Source organism: Amaricoccus macauensis, assembly GCF_014201905.1.
GTDB lineage: Bacteria > Pseudomonadota > Alphaproteobacteria > Rhodobacterales > Rhodobacteraceae > Amaricoccus > Amaricoccus macauensis.
In genome coordinates this window covers 502,510-521,754 of the sequence record NZ_JACHFM010000002.1, presented here as the reverse complement: position 1 = coordinate 521,754, position 19,245 = coordinate 502,510, and the positions used below count along the sequence as shown (strand labels likewise).

The window sequence follows — 19,245 nt, the reverse complement described above, 5'->3', positions numbered from 1 at the left end:
GATGTCCCCGACCCTGCCCCGCCGCATCGTGCCGCTGGTGCTCTGCGCCGCGCTGCTCCTGCTCTCGGCCTGTGCGGCCGCATCGACGCTGCGCAGCGCCTCGACACCGCTCGACACCTATGTCCTCAATCCGCTGCCCGCGCCGGCCGCGCCGGGCCGCAGCGGCTCGCGCATCGTCTTCGTCGCCGATCCGACCGCCCCGGCCGCGATCGCCGGCGACCGGATCGTCATCAAGCCCGAGGCGATCCGGGTGGCGCTCATCGGTGACGGCCGCTGGGTCGAGGCCCTGCCGGTGCATGTTCGCAACGTGCTCGCCCGGTCGCTGGCGAACACCGGCCGCTTTGCCTTCGTCACCACGTCGACCGTCGGGCCGCTGCCGGACTACACGCTCCTGACCGACATCGACGCGTTCCAGGCCGAATCGCTGCCCGGCGACGGCGCGCCGGCCCGGGTCGTCGTCTCGATGACGCTGACCCTGCTGCGCGACCTGGACGGCCGCCTCGTCGCCAGCCACAGGTTCACGAAGACCGCCGAGACGCCCGCGACGGACGCGCGCTCGATCGTTCTCGCCTTCGACGCCGCCAACGCCGCGCTGCTGCGCGAGGCGATCCCGTGGGCGAGTGCGACGATGACCGGCCGCGCGGGGATGTGACAAAGGGCCTGCCGTCGGGTCTTGCGGTCAGCTCTTGCGCTCCCTGGCCAACGCGCCGAAGCTCCCGCGCCCCAGCCGGAGACCCGAACCATGCCCACCCCCGACCTCGCCGCCGACAATCTGGAACGCCGCATCGCCCAGGCGCGGGGCGACGAGCCGGCCGATCTCGTGCTGCGCGGCGGCCATGTCTTCGATCTGGTGACAGGCGCGATGATCGAGGGCGACGTGGCGATCACGGGCGAGCGCATCGCCGGGATCGGCGCGGACTACGAGGGCAGCCGGGTGATCGACGTCAGCGGCCTCATTCTGGTGCCGGGGTTCATCGACACGCATCTCCACGTGGAGAGCAGCCTCGTCACGCCGCACGAGTTCGACCGCTGCGTGACGCCGCGCGGCATCACCACGGCGATCTGCGATCCCCACGAGATTGCCAACGTCATCGGCGTCGACGGCATCCGCTGGTTTCAGGAGGCATCGGCGCAGCTCGTCATGGACCTGCGCGTCCAGCTCTCGTCCTGCGTGCCCTCGACGGACATGGAGACCGCGGGCGCCCGCATCGAGGCGGCGGATCTGGCGCCGCTCATGGGCCATCCCTCGGGGATCGGGCTGGCCGAATTCATGAACTATCCCGGCGTCATCCACCGCGATCCCGGCGCGATGGCGAAGCTGCGGCTCTTTGCCGGCGGCCACGTGGACGGCCACTGCCCGCAGCTCTCGGGGCGCGACCTCAACGCCTACATCGCCGCAGGCATCCGCACCGAGCACGAGGCGACGACGGCGGCGGAGGCGCTCGAGAAGCTCCGCAATGGCATGCGGGTGCTGATCCGCGAGGGGTCGGTCTCGAAGGATCTCGACGCGCTGCAGCCGGTCCTGACCGAGGCGACGAGCGCCTATCTCTGTCTCTGCACCGACGACCGCAATCCGCTCGACATCGCCGAGCACGGGCATCTCGACTACATGATCCGCCGGCTGATCGCGCTTGGCACGGCGCCGCTCGCGGCCTATCGCGCCGCCTCGCTCTCGGCGGCGAGCGCGTTCGGGCTCACCGATCGGGGGCTGATCGCGCCGGGGCTGCGCGCGGACATCGTGGCGATCGACAGCCTGCGGGGCTGCCACGCCCGGCTGGTGCTCTGCGGCGGCAAGGTCGCGGACGCGGACGCCTTCGCCGCGCGCGAGACACTGGCGCCGATCGGGCGCAACTCGGTGCGCGCGCCGAAGGTGACGCCGCAGGACTTCCGCAACGGCGGCAACCGCACCGACACCGACGTCATCGGCATCGTCGAGGGCAAGATCATCACCGCGCACCTGCGCGAGGAGATCGCCATCGTCGACGGCGACAAGCGCCCGGACCCGGCCCGCGACCTGATGCGCATCGCCGTGGTCGAGCGGCATGGGAAGAACGGCAACATCGCCACCGGCTTCGTGCGCGGTTTCGGGATGCAGGCGGGCGCCATCGCCTCGACGGTCTGCCACGACCACCACAACATCGTCGCGGTCGGTGCCGACTACGCCGACATGGCGCTGGCGGCGAACCGGCTCTCGGAGATCGAGGGGGGCTTTGTGGTGGCGCGCGACGGGGAGATCCTCGCGGAGCTCGCGTTGCCCGTGGCCGGCCTCATGAGCCTCGAGCCGTTCGAGGCGGTGCGCGACCGCCTCGCGGCCCTGCGACAGGCGGCGCTCTCGCTCGGCGTGGTGCTGGAGGAGCCGTTCCTCCAGCTCGCCTTCCTCGCGCTGCCGGTGATCCCGGCGCTCAAGATCACCGATCGCGGGCTGGTGGACGTGGTGAAGTTCGAGATCATCCCGGGCTGAGCGCCCGGGTCGAGTCTTCCGGTCAGCCGCGGGTCCAGTCGAGGGACAGCTCCTCGCGGAAGGCGAAGCGCTGGAGGTGGCTCGTCGTCACCTCCTCGACGCGGGGGAGCGTCTCGGCATCCGCCGCCCGGGCCGTCAGCGTCAGGCGGTCGCCATCGACTTCGAGCGAGAGGCGTCCGAACGGGAACACCACCTCGCCCCGGCCGTCCTCGAAGCGCGCCTCGGTCTTGTGGCCGAAGTGCTTGCAGAGCTGTGCGGCGTAGCCCGCGGCCTTCGGCGTTTCCACCGTCGCCACGCTCTGCACCGCGTAGCTCGCCGTTTGCGTCGTGTCGGTCATCGTCTTCTCCACCTGTTGCGCGGCGGCGCGGATCGCCGCCGCGATGCCTTCGGCCTCGGCCGGATCGACCGGCCCGTGGGCAAAGCGGGCGCGGAGGGCCTGCCGGAGGGCAACCATGGCCTCCACGACAGGCTCCGGCCGCTCGTGCCGGTGTGTGCCGTGCCGATGGCGCGGCGCGCCCATGCGCGCGTCGAGCGCTTCGGCCGCCTCGCGGTTCGCCACGAGGAACGCCTCGCCCTCGGGCGTCAGGCGATAGCTCCGCCGGCCCCCGGTCGCTTCGGACGCGGCGTAGCCCATGTCTTCGAGCCAGGAGAGCGTCGGGTAGATCACGCCCGGGCTCGGGCTGTAGCCGCCGCCCATGCGCGCTTCGATCGCCTTCATGATCTCGTAGCCGTGGCGCGGGGTCTCGGCGATCATGCCGAGCACGATCAGCCGCAGGTCGCCGTAGTCGAATGGCCGGCGCCCGCGCCTGCGGCCTTCCGGCCCTTGCCCCGGTCCGGCCTCCCGCCGGTGGCCGGATGCGGCGAAGTGGCGGTCTCTCCCGCCATGTCTGAATGAATGTCTCATGGCCAGCAATATGAATGTCGTTATATCGACATTCAAGATACATCGGGATGTCCTTAGCATCGGCCCTCGACATCCCCCGCCGCAGGGGCTAGATCCCCGCGCGATCCAGAGTTTCAGGCCCGAGCCCCCATGCAAGCCGTTGTCCTTTCCGTCCACCTGATCCTCGCGCTCGCGCTCATCGTCGTTGTGCTGCTCCAGCGCTCCGAGGGCGGCGCCCTTGGCATGGGCGGCGGCGGCGGTGGCGGCGGCGTGATGACGAGCCGTGGCGCCGCGACGGCGCTCTCGAAGCTCACCTGGATGCTCGGCGCGGCCTTCGTGGTGACGAGCATCGCGCTCACGGTCATCGCCGCCCGCGACAGCCGCAGCGGCTCGGTGATCGACGGGGTCGATGCCCCGGTCCCGGCAGCCGGCGCGCCGGCCGTCCCCGACCTCGGCAATGATCTGCTGCCGAAGCTCCCCGGCGCTGACGCGGGCCCGGCCATGCCGCCGGCTCCCGATGCACCGGCATCCACGGCGCCGGCAGCGCCCGCCCCTGACGCATCGGCGCCAGCGGCGCCGCAGGCCCCCGCGGTGCCGGTGACGCCCCCTGCCGCGACGGCTCCGGCGACCCCGCCCGCCAGCGACGGCCCGGCAACGCCGCCGCCGGCACAGTAGCGCCAGACGGATTATCGTCCCTCGCGACAACCACTGGTTGTCGCACCCGGACATTCCACAGGATATTGCGAGAACTGCTTGCCGTCGCTGCGGCATTCCCGTACTGATTGAGTCCCGTGGACCGTCAGGTTTCGCATCCACTCGCGGCAGGCACCAAGGCACGGGAGCAGCTCTCAATGGCGCGCTACATCTTCATTACTGGCGGCGTCGTTTCGTCACTGGGCAAGGGACTTGCGTCCGCTGCCCTCGGAGCGCTGCTCCAGGCCCGCGGCTATTCGGTCCGCCTGCGAAAGCTCGACCCCTACCTCAACGTCGATCCCGGAACCATGTCGCCGTTCGAGCACGGCGAGGTGTTCGTGACCGATGACGGCGCGGAGACCGACCTCGACCTCGGCCACTACGAGCGATTCACCGGAGTCGCCGCCCGCCGCACCGATTCCGTCTCGTCGGGGCGGATCTATTCCAACGTCCTCGAGAAGGAGCGCCGCGGCGACTATCTCGGCCGGACGATCCAGGTGATTCCGCACGTCACCAACGAAATCAAGGACTTCCTGAAGTTCGGCGAGGACGAGGTCGACTTCATGCTCTGCGAGATCGGCGGCACCGTCGGCGACATCGAGGGCCTGCCGTTCTTCGAGGCGATCCGCCAGTTCGGTCAGGACAAGCCGCGCGGCCAGTGCATCTATGTGCATCTGACGCTTCTGCCCTACATGGCTGCCTCGGGCGAGCTGAAGACCAAGCCGACGCAGCACTCGGTCAAGGAGCTCCGCTCCATCGGCATCGCGCCCGACGTTCTGGTCTGCCGGTCGGAGATGCCGATCCCGCCGAAGGAGCGCGAGAAGCTCGCGCTCTTCTGCAACGTCCGGCCCGAGGCGGTGATCGCGGCGCAGGACCTGCGCTCCATCTACGAGGCGCCGCTCGCCTACCACAAGGAAGGCCTCGATCAGGCGGTCCTCGACGCCTTCATGATCTCGCCCGCGCCGAAGCCGAACCTCTCGAAATGGGAGGATGTGGTCGACCGTATTCACAACGCCGAGGGTGAGGTGAAGGTGGCGATCGTCGGCAAGTACACCCAGCTCGAAGACGCCTACAAATCCATCGCCGAGGCGCTGACCCACGGCGGCATCGCCAACCGGGTGAAGGTCCGGGCCGAGTGGATCGACAGCGAGCGGCTCGACACTGAGGTGGATATCGCGCCGCTTCTGGAAGGCTACAACGCGATCCTGGTGCCCGGCGGCTTCGGCGAGCGCGGAACCGAGGGCAAGATTCGCGCGGCGCACTTCGCCCGCGAGCGTCAGGTGCCCTATCTCGGCATCTGCCTCGGGATGCAGATGGCGGTGGTCGAGGCGTCGCGGAACCTGCTCGGCCTGACCGACGCCGGCAGCGAGGAGTTCGACCGCGAGGCCGGCGCGCAGCGCTACACCCACGTCATCTACCACCTCAAGGAGTGGCTGGAGGGCAACCGGACGATCAAGCGCGAGGTGTCCGACGACAAGGGCGGCACCATGCGGCTCGGCGCCTACAATGCCACGCTCGTTGCCGGCAGCCAGGCGGCGGCGATCTATGACACGACGTCGATCTCCGAGCGCCACCGCCACCGCTACGAGGTCGATATCACCTATCGCGACAAGCTCGAGGAATCCGGCCTGAAGTTCTCCGGGCTCTCGCCGGACGGACGACTGCCCGAGATCGTCGAGATCCCCGGCCATCCGTGGTTCATCGGCGTGCAGTTCCACCCGGAGCTGAAGTCGAAACCCTTCGCGCCGCATCCGCTGTTCGCCGATTTCGTGCGGGCGGCGAAGGACCAGTCGCGGCTGGTCTGATCGCGGCGGGTCTGACCGGCCCCGATGCCGGCAGGCGCCCGCCCCTGTGGGCCGCCGGCGGTCGCCCTCCGGCCGGCAGGGTTAATCCTCTTGTTACAGCGACATCCCGCACTGACCTGAGAGTTCGCTTCAAGACTGGGTTTCCTCGCCGAGCTCCACCAGAAGCGCCACGCGCGCCCGGCTGAGGCGGCTCTTGACCGTCCCGACGGCACAGTCGCAGATCCGTGCAGCCTCCCCATAGGAAACCCCGAGCATTCCCACGAGGACCAGCACCTCGCGCTGGGCCTGCGGCAGGCGGGAGATCGCGGCGCGCACCTCGTGGACCTGCGCACTCCACTCCTGCGGCGCGTGGGGGCCCGAGCCCGCCTCGCGGACCTCGATCCCCGTCATCTCGCGCCGGGACTTCGCGACACCGGAGAGGAAGGTGTTGCGCATGATGGTGAAGAGCCACGATTTCAGGTTCGTTCCGGGCTCGAAGCGATGCAGGTTGGCAATCGCCTTGGCCAGCGTCTCCTGCACCAGATCATCCGCATCCGACCGGCTGCGGCAAAATGTCCGGGCGAAGGCACGGAGGGCGGGGATGAGTTCCACCACCTCTCCGGCCTTGATGCATCCGGCGCTTGTCTCTGCGCGATGCTCTTTTTCGCTTCTGATGGTCACGGGGAGGCTTCTTTCCTCTCGAACCCTGGCGTCTCGGCAAACGCCCTGCGACCGGGGCCAGTTCCGGAGACCGGCCCGGCCGGGGGCCGTTTCTCACCGGGCCCGGATTTTTCGTTGACGCGGACGGTCGAGCCCTTACGCTCCAGACCAAATTGAAACCCGGTAACGACCGGGGTCCCAACGGGAGACTTTGCAGATGCGTACCCCCTGGCTCGCCGCCGCGCTTGCGGCCACTGCTGTCCTGCCCGCGGTCGTCCTGCCTGCCGCTGCGCAGGGTGTATCGGACGGCAAGGTCAAGATCGGCATCCTGAACGATCAATCCGGCGTCTACGCCGACTTCGGCGGCAAGTCGTCGGTCGAGGCGGCGAAGATGGCCGCCGAGGATTTCGGCGGCAAGGTGCTCGATGCGCCGATCGAGATCGTCTCCGCCGACCACCAGAACAAGCCCGACATCGCCTCGAACATCGCGCGCGAGTGGTACGATACCGAGCAGGTCGACTCCATCATGGAGCTCACCACCTCGTCGGTGGCGCTCGCGGTGCAGGGTCTCAGCCAGGAAAAGAAGAAGATCGACATCGTTACCGGCGCCGCGACCACCGATCTCACCGGCAAGGCCTGCTCGCCCTACGGCTTCCACTGGGCCTATGACACCCACAGCCAGGCGGTCGGCACGGGCGGCGCGCTGGTGAAGGCGGGCGGTGACAGCTGGTTCTTCATCACCGCGGACTATGCCTTCGGCTATTCGCTGGAAGAGCAGACCTCGACCTTCGTCAAGCAGGAGGGCGGTCAGGTGCTCGGCTCGGTCCGGGTGCCGCTCTCGACCACGGACTTCTCCTCGTTCCTGCTGCAGGCCCAGGCTTCCGGGTCGAAGGTGGTCGGCCTCGCGAATGCCGGGCTCGACACCTCGAACGCGATCAAGGGCGCAGCCGAATTCGGCATCGTCGCCGGCGGCCAGCGTCTGGCGGCGCTGCTCTTCACCCTTGCGGACGTGCACGGCCTCGGCCTCGACGCGGCACAGGGGCTCTCGCTCACCGAAGGCTTCTACTGGGACCGCGACGATGCATCGCGTGAGTTTGGCAAGCGCTTCATGGAGCGCACCGGCAACATGCCGAACATGATCCACGCCGGCACCTACTCCGCCGTCCTGCAGTACCTGAAGGCGATCGAGGCCGCGGGCACCGACGAGACCGAGGCCGTGGCGAAGAAGCTGCACGAGATGCCGGTCGAGGACGTCTTTGCCGGCAAGGGCACCGTCGGGCCGAATGGCCGCATGTTCCACGACATGTACCTGATGGAAGTGAAGAAGCCCGAGGACAGCAAGGGCGACTGGGACTATTACAACGTGCTGGCCACCATCCCGGCGCAGGAAGCCTTCATCGACCCGGCAAAGAGCGGCTGCCCCCTCGTCACGCAGTGACGGGAGGGATGGCGGTGTCCGACGTGACGCCCCTGCGCCAGCGTCGCGCGAAGGCCGGCGAGCCGGTGCTTTCAGCGCGGGGCCTGCGGAAGGAGTTCGCCGGCTTCGTGGCGGTCAAGGACGTGAGCCTTGACCTCCACGACGGCCAGATCAAGGCACTGATCGGTCCGAACGGTGCGGGCAAGTCGACGGTCTTCAACCTGCTGACGAAGTTCCTGAAGCCCACGGCCGGCACCATCGCCTTCATGGGTCAGGACATCACCCGGCTCGACCCCGCGCGCGTGGCGCGGCTCGGGCTGGTGCGGTCGTTCCAGATCTCGGCGGTCTTTCCGCACCTGACGGTGCGCGAGAACGTCCGGGTGGCGCTGCAGCGGCCACAGGGCCTCGGGCACCAGTTCTGGCTCGGCCTCGGCTCGCTGGAGCGACTCGACGCCCGCGCCGACGAGCTTCTCGCCGACGTCGGGCTCACCGAACACGCCGGGCATCTGGCGGCCGATCTGTCCTACGGACGCAAGCGGGTGCTCGAGATCGCCACCACGCTCGCGCTCGATCCCCGCGTCCTGCTGCTCGACGAGCCGATGGCCGGCATGGGGCACGAGGACGTGGGCCATGTGGCGCAGCTGATCGCGCGGGTGGCGGAAGACCGGGCCCTGCTCATGGTCGAGCACAACCTCAAGGTCGTCGCCGACCTCTGCGACGAGATCGTCGTCCTGCAACGCGGCGAGATCATCGCCGAAGGCGACTACGCCACCGTCAGCCGCAACCCGCAGGTACGCGAAGCCTACATGGGAACCGCCTACATCGAGGACGGCCATGGCTGAACCCCTGCTCGACCTTCGCGACCTGAATGCGTGGTACGGCGAAAGCCACGTGCTGCACGGCGTCGACATGAGCGTCGGCCGTGGCGAGACGGTGACGTTGCTCGGCCGCAACGGCGTCGGCAAGACGACGACGCTGCGCGCGATCATGGGCATCGTGCGCAAGCGAACCGGCACCATCCACTTTGACGGCAAGGACCTCCTGAAGCTGCCGTTGCACCGCACGGCGCACGCCGGAATCGGCTTCGTGCCGGAGGAGCGCGGCATCTTCTCGACGCTCGACGTCATGGAGAACCTGATGCTGCCGCCGGTGGTGGCCGAGGGCGGCATGTCGATCGAGGAAATCTTCACGCTGTTCCCGAACCTGAAGGAACGGCGCTCGAGCCCCGGGACCAAGCTCTCGGGCGGCGAACAGCAGATGCTGGCGATCGCCCGGATGCTCCGGACCGGCGCCACCATGCTGCTGCTCGACGAGCCGACCGAGGGCCTCGCGCCGGTCATCATCGACCGGATCGGCGACGCGCTCGAAAGCCTGCGGGCGCGCGGCATGACGATCCTGCTCGTGGAACAGAACTTCCGCTTCGCGTCACACATCACCGACCGGTTCTATGTCATGGAGCACGGCGCGATCAGCACCACCTTTCCGGTGGGTGAGCTTGACGCGCGGATGCCGGAACTGCAGCAGCTCCTGGGGGTCTGATGATCACGGTATTCGGCGTTCCGATTCAGGCGTTGCTCGGACAGCTCCTCGTCGGCCTCATCAACGGCTCGTTCTACGCGATGCTCTCCCTCGGGCTCGCGATCATCTTCGGCATGTTGCGCATCATCAACTTCGCCCACGGCGCGCTCTACATGCTCGGCGCGTTCGTGGGCTACCTGATGCTGGCGCATCTCGGGATCGGCTACTGGGCAGCGCTCGTCCTCGCGCCGCTTACCGTCGCGATCTTCGGGATGGTGATCGAGCGGCTTGCGCTCAGCCGGCTCTACCGCGTCGATCCGCTCTATGGCCTGCTCTTCACCTTCGGCCTCGCGCTCGTCATCGAGGGCAGCTTTCGCTACTACTTCGGCGTCTCGGGCCAGCCGTATCCGACCCCGAAGGCACTCGCGGGCGGCACCAACCTCGGCTTCATGTTCCTGCCGAACTACCGGGCGTGGGTGGTGGTCGCCTCGCTCATTGTCTGCACCGCCACGTGGTTCCTGATCGAACGCACCAAGCTCGGCGCCTACCTGCGCGCCTCCACCGAGAACGCGACGCTGGTGCAGGCGTTCGGCGTCAACGTCCCCGTGCTCCTGACCGTCACCTACGGCATCGGCTGCGCGCTGGCGGCGCTGGCCGGCATCATGGCGGCGCCGGTCTATCAGGTGAGCCCGCTCATGGGCTCGAACATCATCATCGTCGTCTTCGCGGTGGTGGTGGTGGGCGGCATGGGCTCGATCCTCGGCGCCATCGTCACCGGCTATGCCCTCGGGCTCGTGGAGGGGCTGACCAAGGTGTTCTACCCCGAAGCCTCCAACACGGTGATCTTCGTCATCATGGCAATCGTGCTGCTTGTGCGACCCGCCGGCCTCTTCGGGAGGGATGCCTGATGCGCGGGACTGAAAAGGCGCTCGTCGCCCTCGGCGTGCTGGCCCTCGTCGTGGCGCCCTTCTTCTTCTACCCGGTCTTCGTGATGAGCATGCTCTGCTTCGCGCTCTTCGCGGCGGCGTTCAACCTGCTGCTCGGCTACACCGGGCTGCTCTCCTTCGGCCACGCGGCGTTCTTTGGCGGCGCGGCCTATTTCACCGCGCATTCGGTGAAGGTCTGGGGGGTGCCGCCCGAACTCGGCCTGCTGATCGGCATGGCCGGCGCGGCGCTGCTCGGGCTCATCATGGGCCTTCTCGCCATCCGGCGGCAGGGCATCTATTTCGCCATGGTGACGCTGGCGCTGTCGCAGATGTTCTTCTTCTTCTGCCTGCAGGCGCCGTTCACCCATGGCGAGGACGGTATCCAAGGCGTGCCGCGCGGCCATTTGCTCGGCTTCATCGACCTCTACGTACCGCTCAACATGTACTATTTCGTCCTCGCCGTGTTCCTGATCGGGGTCTTCGCGATCTGGCGCATCGTGAATTCGCCGTTCGGCATGATCCTGCGCTCGATCCGCGAGAACGAGCCACGGGCGATCTCGCTCGGCTACGGCGTCGGGCGCTACAAGCTCGCGGCGTTCGTCATGTCGGCGGCCCTCGCCGGGCTTGCCGGCGGCCTGAAGTCGCTGGTTTTCCAGTTCGCGACCCTGACCGACGTCACCTGGCAGATGTCGGGCGAGGTGATCCTGATGACCCTGCTCGGAGGCATCGGCACCATGGTCGGGCCGATCGTCGGCGCCGGGCTCGTCATCGCGCTGCAAAATTCGCTCGCCACCTCGCAATTCCCGGTGACGGTGGTGACGGGCGCCATCTTCATGATCTGCGTGCTGGTGTTCCGTCGCGGCATCGTCGGCGAGGTGATCGCCTTCGCGAAGCGGTACGGCAGCCGGTAGCGTCAGGCGTCGAAGCCCGAGCGGACCGCGGCCTCGGCGGCCTGCGCCAGTTCCTTGCGCCCGGCGAAGTCCGCCGGGTGCAGGGCAGGATGGAAGGTCAGCTCGACCGTGCCGCCGACCGAGCGGGCCAGCACGTCGCGCATGTGGTGGGCGAACTCCATCTCGCCCCACCAGCCGTAGAACGATGACGGCAACCCGGCGGGCGGGTGAAAGCGGATCGTCACCGGCTGTACCGCCACGCGACTCTTGATCTCCGGTGAGAAGAAGACGCCGAACAGTGCTGACTTGAATGGCAGAATCCGTTGCCCGTCGGTGCTGGTGCCCTCGGGGAAGATCGCCATGCGGTCACCGCGGGCGAGACGGGTCAGCAGCTCGGCCTCCTGCGCCTTGGCCTGTGCCGGCCGGCGGTCGATGAACATCGTGCCGATCGCCCGGCCAATGAGGCCGACTCCCGGCCAGTCGCGCACCTCGGCCTTGGAGACGAGAAACGGCGCCGCCGCCCGCTGCAGTGCCCAGATGTCGATCCAGCTCGAATGGTTCGCGACGAAGGCGCCGCCCTCGCGCATCGGCTCGCCGCGCTGGCGATAGCTTAGCCCGAGGGAGCGCAGCGCCTGCGCCGCCCAGACCTGCACCACCGCCGGACCCATCGCAGTCACCGGGCGCCGGGCGATGCGCTCCGCCAGCCAGTCGGCACCGCGCGCGATCAGGAAGAGCCCGAAAAAGCCGACGAGCGCGAGAGCCGCCCAGACCAGCCGCAGGCGGAACCGAATCCGCTCGCCGCTGGTGAGCGGCGGCAGTGCAGGGGGCGCCGCCCCGTTCCAGCGCGCGCGCGGTGTCTTTCCGACCGCCTCGCTCACGATTTCCTCCGGCCCCGTTCGTAGAACGCCCGGTAGCGCTCGGTCATCCGGGTGGTGTCCATGATCACGCAGACGTCTATGGTGTTGAAGGCATGGTCCACGTAGGCGCCTTCGCCGACGAAGCCGCCGAGCCGCAGATAGGCCTTGATGAGCGGCGGGATCGCCTTCTGTGCCCGGGCTGCGTTCACCGCATCCTGGGGCATCCGGTTCATCTCTACGTAGTGCTCCGGCCGCGCCCGCGCCCGCAGATCCGGCGGCGCGAGGTGGGTGTGATGGAGATAGGACAGCGCCTCCGCCAGCGCATCGACATCGGTGCCGGGAAAACTCGCCACGCCGAACAGGAGTTCGATGTCGCGCTCCAGCACATAGGCCGCGAGCCCGTTCCAGAGCAGGTGCATCCCCGGCCCGCCGCGATGCTCACGCGCCACGCAGGAGCGGCCGAGCTCGACCACCCGGCGCCCGGACTTCGCAATCGGTGAGAGGTCGTATTCGGACGCGCCGTAGAACCCCGTGCCGGCCTCCGCCACCTCGCCACGCATGAGCCGGTAGACACCGACCACCCGGTCGAGCGGATCCGCGACCCGCTCCCCCGTCTCGAGGATCAGATGATCGAAATACGGATCGAAGTCGTCCCACTCCCGCCGGAGGGTCCGCTGTTCGGCGCTTGCCTCCGCGCCCATCTCCTCGACGAAGACCCGGAAACGCAGCCGCTGCGCGGCTTCGCGCTCCTCGGGCGTTTCCGCGAGCTTCACTCGATACCGGTTCGCCTCGATTTCCATGAGTCCCTGCGCGCGGCTCCGCGTGGCGATCCCGGCGCGATTCGAACGCGCGACCTGACGCTTAGGAGGCGCCCGCTCTATCCACTGAGCTACGGGACCGACGCCCGTGCTCGTAGGCGCGGCCCGCAGATTGGTCAACCCACCCTGACACCGGCAGCCACAACGGCCATGGCACCAACGCCGGTTCGGGGCGTTTTGTCTTGCTGCCAGACGGTCCCCGGGGCAGAGGTTAACGACAATGGCTTGCGTGAGATCAGGAACCCTGGCGCGGACGGCCGCCGCCCTCGCGCTCACCGCGGCGCTCATGCAGGCGTGCACGCCGATGTCGTCGCTGACGGCGTACCCGGCCTCGGTTCCCGAATGGGGGCTCGTGCATGCGTCGGGCGGGGTCTACCAGGACCGGGCCCTCTCGGCCTATGTGAACCGCGTCGGCTTGGCACTCGTGGAAGCGGCGGGCCAGTCTCCGGGCGGCTGGCGGTTTCTGGTGCTCGACACACCGGACTCCAATGCCTTCTCGTTGCCCAAGGGGCGGATCTACGTCACCCGCGGGATGCTGGCGCTCGCCAATGACGAGGCGGAACTCGCGACGGTCCTCGCCCACGAAATCGGCCACGCGGTCTCGGGCGACGCGGAACGGGCACTTTCCGAACACGATCGTCGGGCGGCCGAGCTCCGGGCCGACCGGCTCGGCATGAGCTATCTCGAAGCCGCCGGCTACGATGCGCGGGCGCAGGTCGACTTTCTGCGGACGCTTCTGCGAAACCATCGGCTCGCCGGCGAGCGTTCCGCGACCGCAGCGGGAGGGCCGGACCACCCTGCCCTCGTCGACCGGCTGGCGATCGCCAGTCGTGAGGCCGCGGACGCGCCACCGGGACGGCGCGAGCACGCAGCCTATCTCGCCGCGATCGACGGGCTCGCGTGGGGGAGCGGACCGGCCCAGGGCATCGTCCGGGGAAAGACCTTCTTCCATCCCGATCTTGGCTTCGCCATCGACGCCCCCCCGGGATACGTGCTCTCCAACCGGGCGGACGCGGTGATGGCGGCCGGACCGCGTGGGGCGGTCTTCCTGCTCGACAGCGTGCCCAATCCCGGCAGCAATCCGGAGGACTATCTCGCGCATCACTGGGTGCCGGAGATCGGCAAGGGCATCATCGCCGAGCCGATCTCGGGGCTGCGTACGACGCGCCTGAACGGCCTGCTGGCCGCTCAGGGCCGGCTGGTGCTGCGCGGCGATCACAGCGAGCGGGTGGCGGACCTCACGGTGATCCGCCTCGGGGACCGGTTCTATCGGCTGACCGGCCTCTACCAGGCCGGTGACAAGACCGGCGAGCAGGTCCTGGCCAAGGCGTCCGTGAGCTTTCGCAAGCTCGGTCGGACGGAGGCGAGCGCCATCGAGCCACTGCATCTCCGGGTGCATCGGATCGTCGCTGGCGAGGATGTGGTCGCGCTCGCCGAGGCAATGCCCGTCAAGGCGCCCCGCAGGACCTTCGATCTGCTGAACGGGCTGACACCGGGGACGGCCTTGCAGGTCGGCGACGAGGTGAAGCTCGTCGTCAGGTGAGCTTCAGACCACGAACTGCTGGCCGAGTTCGAGCACCCGGTTCGATGGCAGGCGATAGAAGCTCGTGGCGTCGGTCGCGGCCTTCGTCATGGCGATGAAGAGCTTGTCCTGCCAGAGCGGCATCGACGCGCGATCGGTCGCCGGGCGGAACGAGCGTCGGTTGAGGAAGTACGACGTGCTCATCATCTCGAGCGCCAGCCCCTCCTTTCGGGCGAGCGCGAGCGCCCGGGGCACGTTCGGCACCTCCATGTAGCCAAAGGTCAGCCGGATCCGCCAGAACGTGTCGCTGATCTGTTCGAGGGAGAGCCGGTCGGCGTCTGGCACCCGCGGCATGGTGGTCACCTGCACCGTGACGATGACGTTGCGACTGTGCAGGACGTGATTGTGCTTGAGGTTGTGCAAGAGTGCCGAGGGCGCGACCTCCGGGTCGGAGGTGAGAAACACCGCCGTCCCGGGCGCCTGCACCGGTTTCGACTTCTTCAGCATCGCCACCAGCTGTTCGAGCGGCACGCTGCCGGTATGGGCCTTGCGGTTGACGATCGCCGTGCCGCGCACCCAGGTCGTCATCAGAAGGCCGATGATCGCGGCGAAGATCAGCGGCACGAAACCGCCGTCGAAGAGCTTGAGCAGGTTCGCGCCAAAGAAGGTGAGCTCGATCGTCACCAGCGGCACCATGACGACGATGCAGAGGAGCAGCGGCCATTTCCAGAGGGTGCGGAACACCACGAACCCGAGCAGCGAGTCGATCAGCATCGCGCCGGTGACGGCGATGCCGTAGGCGCTGGCAAGCGAGGCGGAGCTCTCGAAGAGCAGCACCAGACCGATGACGATCACCATCAGCGTCCAGTTCACCAACGGCATGTAGATCTGGCCGACCTGGCTGTCGGAGGTGTGCTGAATGTCTAGGCGCGGAAAGAGGCCGAGCTGCACTGCCTGCTGGGTGAGCGAGAAGGTGCCCGAGATCACCGCCTGACTGGCGATCACCGTTGCGCAGGTCGCGAGCAGCACCAGCGGCACCAGCCCCCAGGATGGCGCCATCAGGAAGAACGGGTTGTGAACCGTCGCCGGGTTGGCCAGCACCATGCTGCCCTGCCCGAGGTAGTTGAGCGCGAGGGCCGGGAAGATCAGCGAGAACCACGCGGTGCGGATCGGCCCGCGCCCGAAGTGGCCCATGTCGGCATAAAGCGCCTCGGCACCAGTGACAGCGAGAAAGACCGAGCCCATGACCACGAGCGAACCGGTGCCATGCAGGACGATGAACCTGATCGCCTCGTACGGGTTGAAGGCCGTGAAGATCATCGGCCGGTCGCCGGCGTGATAGAGCCCGAGCGCCCCCACCACCAGGAACCACAGGACGGTGATCGGGCCGAAGAACACCGAGATCCGCGCCGTGCCGCTGCTTTGCGCCCAGAACAGGCAGGTCAGAATCACCACCGTGACCGGCAGAACCCATGCATCGAAGTGTGGCGTCACGAGCTTCAGGCCCTCGACCGCCGACAGCACCGAGATCGCCGGCGTGATCGCGGCGTCACCGTAGAAGAGCGCGGCACCCGCCACACCGAGGACGAAGAGCAGCTTCGTCCGCTTGCCGAGCGCCTGCTGGGCCAGCGCCAGCAGCGAGAGCGTACCACCTTCGCCGCGGTTGTCCGCCCGCAGGATGAGGACGACATATTTCAGGGTGACGATGAGAATGAGGGTCCAGAGCAGCAGCGAGACGATGCCGATGACCTCTTCCTCGGTCAGACCGTCCCGGCCGGCGGCGGCAAGCCCTTCGCGCATGGCGTAGAGCGGGCTGGTGCCGATGTCGCCATAGACGACACCGACCGAGCCAATGACGAGCTTCCAGAAGGAAGCCTGGGGCCGGTGTTCAGACTCGGCCTCGGCCTCTGTACTCGTCGCCATGCGATTCCTCTCGTCGTTGAGCGGAGCGGCTCTCTAGCGTCCCCGCTTTCGTGCGACAAGCCGCATGGTCGCGCAAGAGTGAACCCGCTCAGAGAAGGCGATCGACGATCTGTCCCGCGAGGTAACCGTTGCCGGCGGAGAAGGCCCGCGCCGCCGCCACGGCCCGCCCGGGCGGCGGCATGTGGGCAAGCTCGACGAACCCCTCGGCACGCAGGCCCGGCGGGACCCCTTGCCGGCCCGCCGCGGCTGGACGGCGATCCGCGCCACGACATCGACCCGGCCCCCCAAGGCACCGGGTCGCAGGTGTTTCGTGCGGCATTCCGTCCCCCCGCAGACATCCCCGAAACTGCCCGGAAGGCTAGCGCAGGACGCCGCGCTTGCGAAGATCACGGTAAAGGATCGGTTAACGCCATGTCGCGCCGCGGCAACGGGCAGAACCAGAAAGATCGGCCAACGAGCTGATTTCAGGATGGGTTACCGGGAGGCGCGCGCTCACTTGCCCGCGCACCCCGGCTTCCCGCACGCCCGGCTTGCCGCCTAGGAGCAGGCGGCGTCGAGCGTCACGTGGCCGCGGTCAACGCCCGTCACGGTCACCCGGCAGGCCTTCTCGCCGGAGGCGACATCAACGGTCTCGCCGACGGCGACCTCCTGCGTCGCGATGCCGTTGATGGCAATCCGCGCGCTCTGCTGATCGACGGCGGAGACGAAGACCCGCACCGCGCCGTCAGCGAGGACTGCGACGGCACCCGGGGAGGTGCCCTCGACCTTCGGCAGGTCGCTGCCGCAGCCGCCGGTGAGGCTCGCGTGGCCACGATCGACCGCCGCCAGCGTGAGCTGGCACTCCTCGCCTCCGGCCTGGAACGGCGCTGTTTCGCCGACCTTGAGGGTCATGGGTTCCCCGTCGATGTAGACGAGAGCCTCGCCGGCTGCGTCATCGACCCGGGACACGAAGACCCGTGCCGCATCGGCGAGTGCCAGCGTCTCGCCGGCTGCGGTGCCCGCCGGCAGGCCTGTCGCATGTCCCTCCGGCGCTGCCGCACCCGCCTGCGGCACGTCTGCGGCCGGGTTCGCGGCGGGCGCGGCGGCGAGGCGCTGCTGCAGCCGCTCGAGGCCGCCCTGAAGTGCCGCGACGCTCGACGCGCCCGCGGCATTCACCGTGTCGCCGAGCCGCGTGCCGAGATCGGCGAGGTTGCCGCCCAGCCGGTCACCGAGGCCCTGCACCGCATCCGCGCCGGACTTCACGTCCGCGGACACCGCATCGACGCGGGTTCCGAGTTCGGCCACCCTGGCATCGAGCGCAGCCGCACGTTCGGCCTCGGCCTTGCTCGCCGCATCGAGGCGCGCGCTCACCGCCTGATCGATCTCCTTGAGGCTCGGCCCCCCCGAGCCGGCGATATACCCGACAAGCAAGCCTACAAGCAGCAGGCATGCCGCGCCGAGAAGCGTGTTTCGCGACATTCTTTCCCTCCGTCTGTCATGTGGGCGCGGTCGGTCGGTGCCGATTCCCCCCGCTGAAGTCTACCCGTCACCCGCCGGGGCGCAGCAGCCGAATTCGGGGCGCTTGCGCTCCGGCCTGCGCATGGCAAGGATGGCGGCAGGTGACATCGGGAGTCTCGAATGGCCGCACCCAGCGACAATCTGAAAATCGACGGCGGCCGGCTCTGGGACGCGCTGATGGAGATGGCGAAGATCGGACCGGGTGTCGCGGGCGGCAACAACCGCCAGACCCTGACCGACGCCGATGCCGAGGGCCGCGCGCTCTTTCGCGGCTGGTGCGAGGACGCAGGCATGACGCTCGGGGTCGACGCGATGGGAACGATGTTCGCGACCCGCCCGGGCGAGGACCCGGACGCCCTGCCCGTCTATGTGGGCAGCCACCTCGACACCCAGCCGACGGGCGGCAAGTACGACGGCGTTCTCGGCGTCCTCGGCGCGCTGGAAGCGGTGCGCTCGATGAACGATCTCGGGATCCGCACGAAGCATCCGATCGTCGTCACGAACTGGACGAACGAGGAAGGCGCGCGCTTTGCGCCCGCGATGATGGCCTCGGGCGTCTTCGCCGGGGCGATCGACCTCGAACACGCCTACGGGCGGACGGATCTCGACGGCAAGCGCTTCGGCGACGAACTGGAGCGCATCGGCTGGAAGGGCGACGAGCCGGTGGGCGCGCGCGAGATGCACGCCTATTTCGAGCTGCACATCGAGCAGGGTCCGATCCTCGAGGCCGAGGAGAAGGACATCGGTGTCGTCACCCACTGTCAGGGGCTCTGGTGGCTGGAATTCACCCTGACCGGCAAGGAGGCGCACACCGGCTCGACGCCCATGGAGATGCGGGTGAACGCGGGCCTTGCCATGGCGCGCATCCTCGAGGCGGTGCAGACCGTCGCGATGAGCGAGCAGCCGGCGGCGGTCGGCGGCGTCGGCCAGATGAAGTTCTCACCGAACTCGCGCAACGTGCTGCCGGGAACGGTGATCTTCACGGTCGACATCCGCACGTCCGATCAGGCGAAGCTCGACCGGATGCGCGCAGCCATCGAGGCGGAGGCGTCAAAGATCTGCGCGGCGCTCGGCGTCACCTGTGCGGTGGAGGCGGTCGGGCATTTCGATCCGGTGACCTTCGCCCCCGAACTCGTGGAGCGGGTGCGACGCGCGGCCGACCGGCTCGGCTACACCCATCGCAATATCGTCTCGGGTGCCGGCCATGACGCCTGCTGGGCGGCGAAGGTCGCGCCCGCGACCATGGTGATGTGCCCCTGCGTCGACGGCCTCTCCCACAACGAGGCGGAGGAGATCACGCCCGAGTGGGCGGAAAAGGGCGCGAACGTGCTCTTCCACGCGGTGCTGGAGACGGCGGAGATCGTCGGGTGACATCCGCTCTCCCCTCTGCCGCTCC

17 protein-coding genes and 1 tRNA gene are annotated in these 19,245 nt (G+C 68.5%); 11 read left to right on the top strand and 7 right to left on the bottom strand.

Annotation, left to right across the window (positions count from 1 at the left end):
• Nucleotide 1: 1 nt before the first annotated feature.
• Together HNP73_RS10030 and ade are read left to right on the top strand one after the other, a co-directional pair.
• Nucleotides 2-652, top strand: coding sequence for an ABC-type transport auxiliary lipoprotein family protein (locus HNP73_RS10030; protein WP_184148515.1), 651 nt, complete (start codon nt 2-4; stop codon nt 650-652).
• 90 nt (nt 653-742) lie between these two features.
• Entirely contained in the window at nt 743-2,461 is a 1,719-nt protein-coding gene (gene ade, locus HNP73_RS10025) for an adenine deaminase (protein ID WP_184148514.1), read from the top strand.
• Nucleotides 2,462-2,483: 22 nt separating this feature from the next.
• Here the strand turns inward: ade and HNP73_RS10020 are convergent, their stop codons facing one another.
• On the bottom strand, nt 2,484-3,365 hold the full coding sequence (locus HNP73_RS10020) for a DUF2218 domain-containing protein (RefSeq protein ID WP_184148513.1): 882 nt from the start codon (nt 3,363-3,365) through the stop codon (nt 2,484-2,486).
• A 129-nt stretch (nt 3,366-3,494) separates the two neighbouring features.
• Here HNP73_RS10020 and secG point away from each other — a divergent pair, with 129 nt between their 5' ends.
• Together secG and pyrG are read left to right on the top strand one after the other, a co-directional pair.
• Entirely contained in the window at nt 3,495-4,019 is a 525-nt protein-coding gene (gene secG, locus HNP73_RS10015) for a preprotein translocase subunit SecG (protein ID WP_184148512.1), read from the top strand.
• A gap of 176 nt (nt 4,020-4,195) precedes the next feature.
• Nucleotides 4,196-5,842 (top strand): CTP synthase, encoded by a 1,647-nt coding sequence (gene pyrG / locus HNP73_RS10010; RefSeq protein WP_184148511.1) that lies wholly within the window; start codon nt 4,196-4,198, stop codon nt 5,840-5,842.
• Nucleotides 5,843-5,971: 129 nt separating this feature from the next.
• Here pyrG and HNP73_RS10005 read toward each other — a convergent pair whose 3' ends face one another.
• Nucleotides 5,972-6,433 carry a sigma-70 family RNA polymerase sigma factor gene (locus HNP73_RS10005; RefSeq protein WP_343063254.1) on the bottom strand — a complete coding sequence of 154 codons (462 nt, stop codon included), beginning with the start codon at nt 6,431-6,433 and terminating at the stop codon, nt 5,972-5,974.
• A gap of 265 nt (nt 6,434-6,698) precedes the next feature.
• On the opposite strand from HNP73_RS10005, the gene HNP73_RS10000 reads away from it, so the two are divergent.
• The 5 genes from HNP73_RS10000 to HNP73_RS09980 are packed head-to-tail and all read left to right on the top strand — an operon-like array spanning nt 6,699 to nt 11,253.
• The gene (locus HNP73_RS10000; RefSeq protein ID WP_184148510.1) at nt 6,699-7,919 is read left to right on the top strand and encodes an ABC transporter substrate-binding protein; all 1,221 of its coding nucleotides are present in this window, start codon (nt 6,699-6,701) and stop codon (nt 7,917-7,919) included.
• Nucleotides 7,920-7,933: 14 nt separating this feature from the next.
• Nucleotides 7,934-8,740, top strand: a complete 807-nt coding sequence (locus tag HNP73_RS09995; RefSeq protein WP_343063253.1) for an ABC transporter ATP-binding protein — start codon at nt 7,934-7,936, stop codon at nt 8,738-8,740.
• Nucleotides 8,733-9,437: an ABC transporter ATP-binding protein gene (locus HNP73_RS09990; protein ID WP_184148508.1), complete on the top strand. Its 705-nt coding sequence runs from the start codon at nt 8,733-8,735 to the stop codon at nt 9,435-9,437. The genes HNP73_RS09995 and HNP73_RS09990 overlap by 8 nt, the downstream gene beginning before the upstream one ends.
• Nucleotides 9,437-10,324 (top strand): branched-chain amino acid ABC transporter permease, encoded by an 888-nt coding sequence (locus HNP73_RS09985; RefSeq protein ID WP_184148507.1) that lies wholly within the window; start codon nt 9,437-9,439, stop codon nt 10,322-10,324. The genes HNP73_RS09990 and HNP73_RS09985 overlap by 1 nt, the downstream gene beginning before the upstream one ends.
• Nucleotides 10,324-11,253, top strand: coding sequence for a branched-chain amino acid ABC transporter permease (locus HNP73_RS09980; protein WP_184148506.1), 930 nt, complete (start codon nt 10,324-10,326; stop codon nt 11,251-11,253). The genes HNP73_RS09985 and HNP73_RS09980 overlap by 1 nt, the downstream gene beginning before the upstream one ends.
• 2 nt (nt 11,254-11,255) lie before the next feature.
• Here the strand turns inward: HNP73_RS09980 and HNP73_RS09975 are convergent, their stop codons facing one another.
• From HNP73_RS09975 to HNP73_RS09965, 3 genes are all read right to left on the bottom strand, one after another.
• Nucleotides 11,256-12,110 carry a 1-acyl-sn-glycerol-3-phosphate acyltransferase gene (locus tag HNP73_RS09975; RefSeq protein WP_184148505.1) on the bottom strand — a complete coding sequence of 285 codons (855 nt, stop codon included), beginning with the start codon at nt 12,108-12,110 and terminating at the stop codon, nt 11,256-11,258.
• The gene (gene olsB, locus HNP73_RS09970) at nt 12,107-12,889 is read right to left on the bottom strand and encodes an L-ornithine N(alpha)-acyltransferase (RefSeq protein WP_184148504.1); all 783 of its coding nucleotides are present in this window, start codon (nt 12,887-12,889) and stop codon (nt 12,107-12,109) included. The genes HNP73_RS09975 and olsB overlap by 4 nt, the downstream gene beginning before the upstream one ends.
• Before the next feature lie 23 nt (nt 12,890-12,912).
• Nucleotides 12,913-12,988: transfer RNA gene (locus tag HNP73_RS09965), tRNA-Arg, on the bottom strand.
• Between the two features lie 148 nt (nt 12,989-13,136).
• Between HNP73_RS09965 and HNP73_RS09960 the strand changes: the two genes are divergently transcribed.
• Nucleotides 13,137-14,450, top strand: a complete 1,314-nt coding sequence (locus HNP73_RS09960) for a M48 family metalloprotease (protein WP_184148503.1) — start codon at nt 13,137-13,139, stop codon at nt 14,448-14,450.
• Nucleotides 14,451-14,453: 3 nt separating this feature from the next.
• Here HNP73_RS09960 and HNP73_RS09955 read toward each other — a convergent pair whose 3' ends face one another.
• Both HNP73_RS09955 and HNP73_RS09950 read right to left on the bottom strand, forming a co-directional pair.
• Nucleotides 14,454-16,352, bottom strand: coding sequence for a potassium transporter Kup (locus HNP73_RS09955; protein ID WP_184148502.1), 1,899 nt, complete (start codon nt 16,350-16,352; stop codon nt 14,454-14,456).
• Nucleotides 16,353-16,889: 537 nt separating this feature from the next.
• Nucleotides 16,890-17,810: a hypothetical protein gene (locus tag HNP73_RS09950; protein WP_184148501.1), complete on the bottom strand. Its 921-nt coding sequence runs from the start codon at nt 17,808-17,810 to the stop codon at nt 16,890-16,892.
• A 159-nt stretch (nt 17,811-17,969) separates the two neighbouring features.
• Here HNP73_RS09950 and HNP73_RS09945 point away from each other — a divergent pair, with 159 nt between their 5' ends.
• Nucleotides 17,970-19,220 carry a Zn-dependent hydrolase gene (locus HNP73_RS09945; protein WP_184148500.1) on the top strand — a complete coding sequence of 417 codons (1,251 nt, stop codon included), beginning with the start codon at nt 17,970-17,972 and terminating at the stop codon, nt 19,218-19,220.
• Nucleotides 19,221-19,245 lie beyond the last annotated feature (25 nt).

What these genes read in the sequence shown, in the direction of transcription:
- HNP73_RS09950 (WP_184148501.1), bottom strand. Translation starts at nt 17,810, where the DNA reads ATGTCGCGAAACACGCTTCTCGGCGCGGCATGCCTGCTGCTTGTAGGC.
- HNP73_RS09985 (WP_184148507.1), top strand. Translation starts at nt 9,437, where the DNA reads ATGATCACGGTATTCGGCGTTCCGATTCAGGCGTTGCTCGGACAGCTC.
- HNP73_RS09945 (WP_184148500.1), top strand. Translation starts at nt 17,970, where the DNA reads ATGGCCGCACCCAGCGACAATCTGAAAATCGACGGCGGCCGGCTCTGG.
- HNP73_RS09990 (WP_184148508.1), top strand. Translation starts at nt 8,733, where the DNA reads ATGGCTGAACCCCTGCTCGACCTTCGCGACCTGAATGCGTGGTACGGC.
- HNP73_RS09980 (WP_184148506.1), top strand. Translation starts at nt 10,324, where the DNA reads ATGCGCGGGACTGAAAAGGCGCTCGTCGCCCTCGGCGTGCTGGCCCTC.
- secG (WP_184148512.1), top strand. Translation starts at nt 3,495, where the DNA reads ATGCAAGCCGTTGTCCTTTCCGTCCACCTGATCCTCGCGCTCGCGCTC.
- ade (WP_184148514.1), top strand. Translation starts at nt 743, where the DNA reads ATGCCCACCCCCGACCTCGCCGCCGACAATCTGGAACGCCGCATCGCC.
- HNP73_RS10020 (WP_184148513.1), bottom strand. Translation starts at nt 3,365, where the DNA reads ATGAGACATTCATTCAGACATGGCGGGAGAGACCGCCACTTCGCCGCA.
- HNP73_RS10000 (WP_184148510.1), top strand. Translation starts at nt 6,699, where the DNA reads ATGCGTACCCCCTGGCTCGCCGCCGCGCTTGCGGCCACTGCTGTCCTG.
- HNP73_RS09955 (WP_184148502.1), bottom strand. Translation starts at nt 16,352, where the DNA reads ATGGCGACGAGTACAGAGGCCGAGGCCGAGTCTGAACACCGGCCCCAG.
- pyrG (WP_184148511.1), top strand. Translation starts at nt 4,196, where the DNA reads ATGGCGCGCTACATCTTCATTACTGGCGGCGTCGTTTCGTCACTGGGC.
- HNP73_RS10030 (WP_184148515.1), top strand. Translation starts at nt 2, where the DNA reads ATGTCCCCGACCCTGCCCCGCCGCATCGTGCCGCTGGTGCTCTGCGCC.
- olsB (WP_184148504.1), bottom strand. Translation starts at nt 12,889, where the DNA reads ATGGAAATCGAGGCGAACCGGTATCGAGTGAAGCTCGCGGAAACGCCC.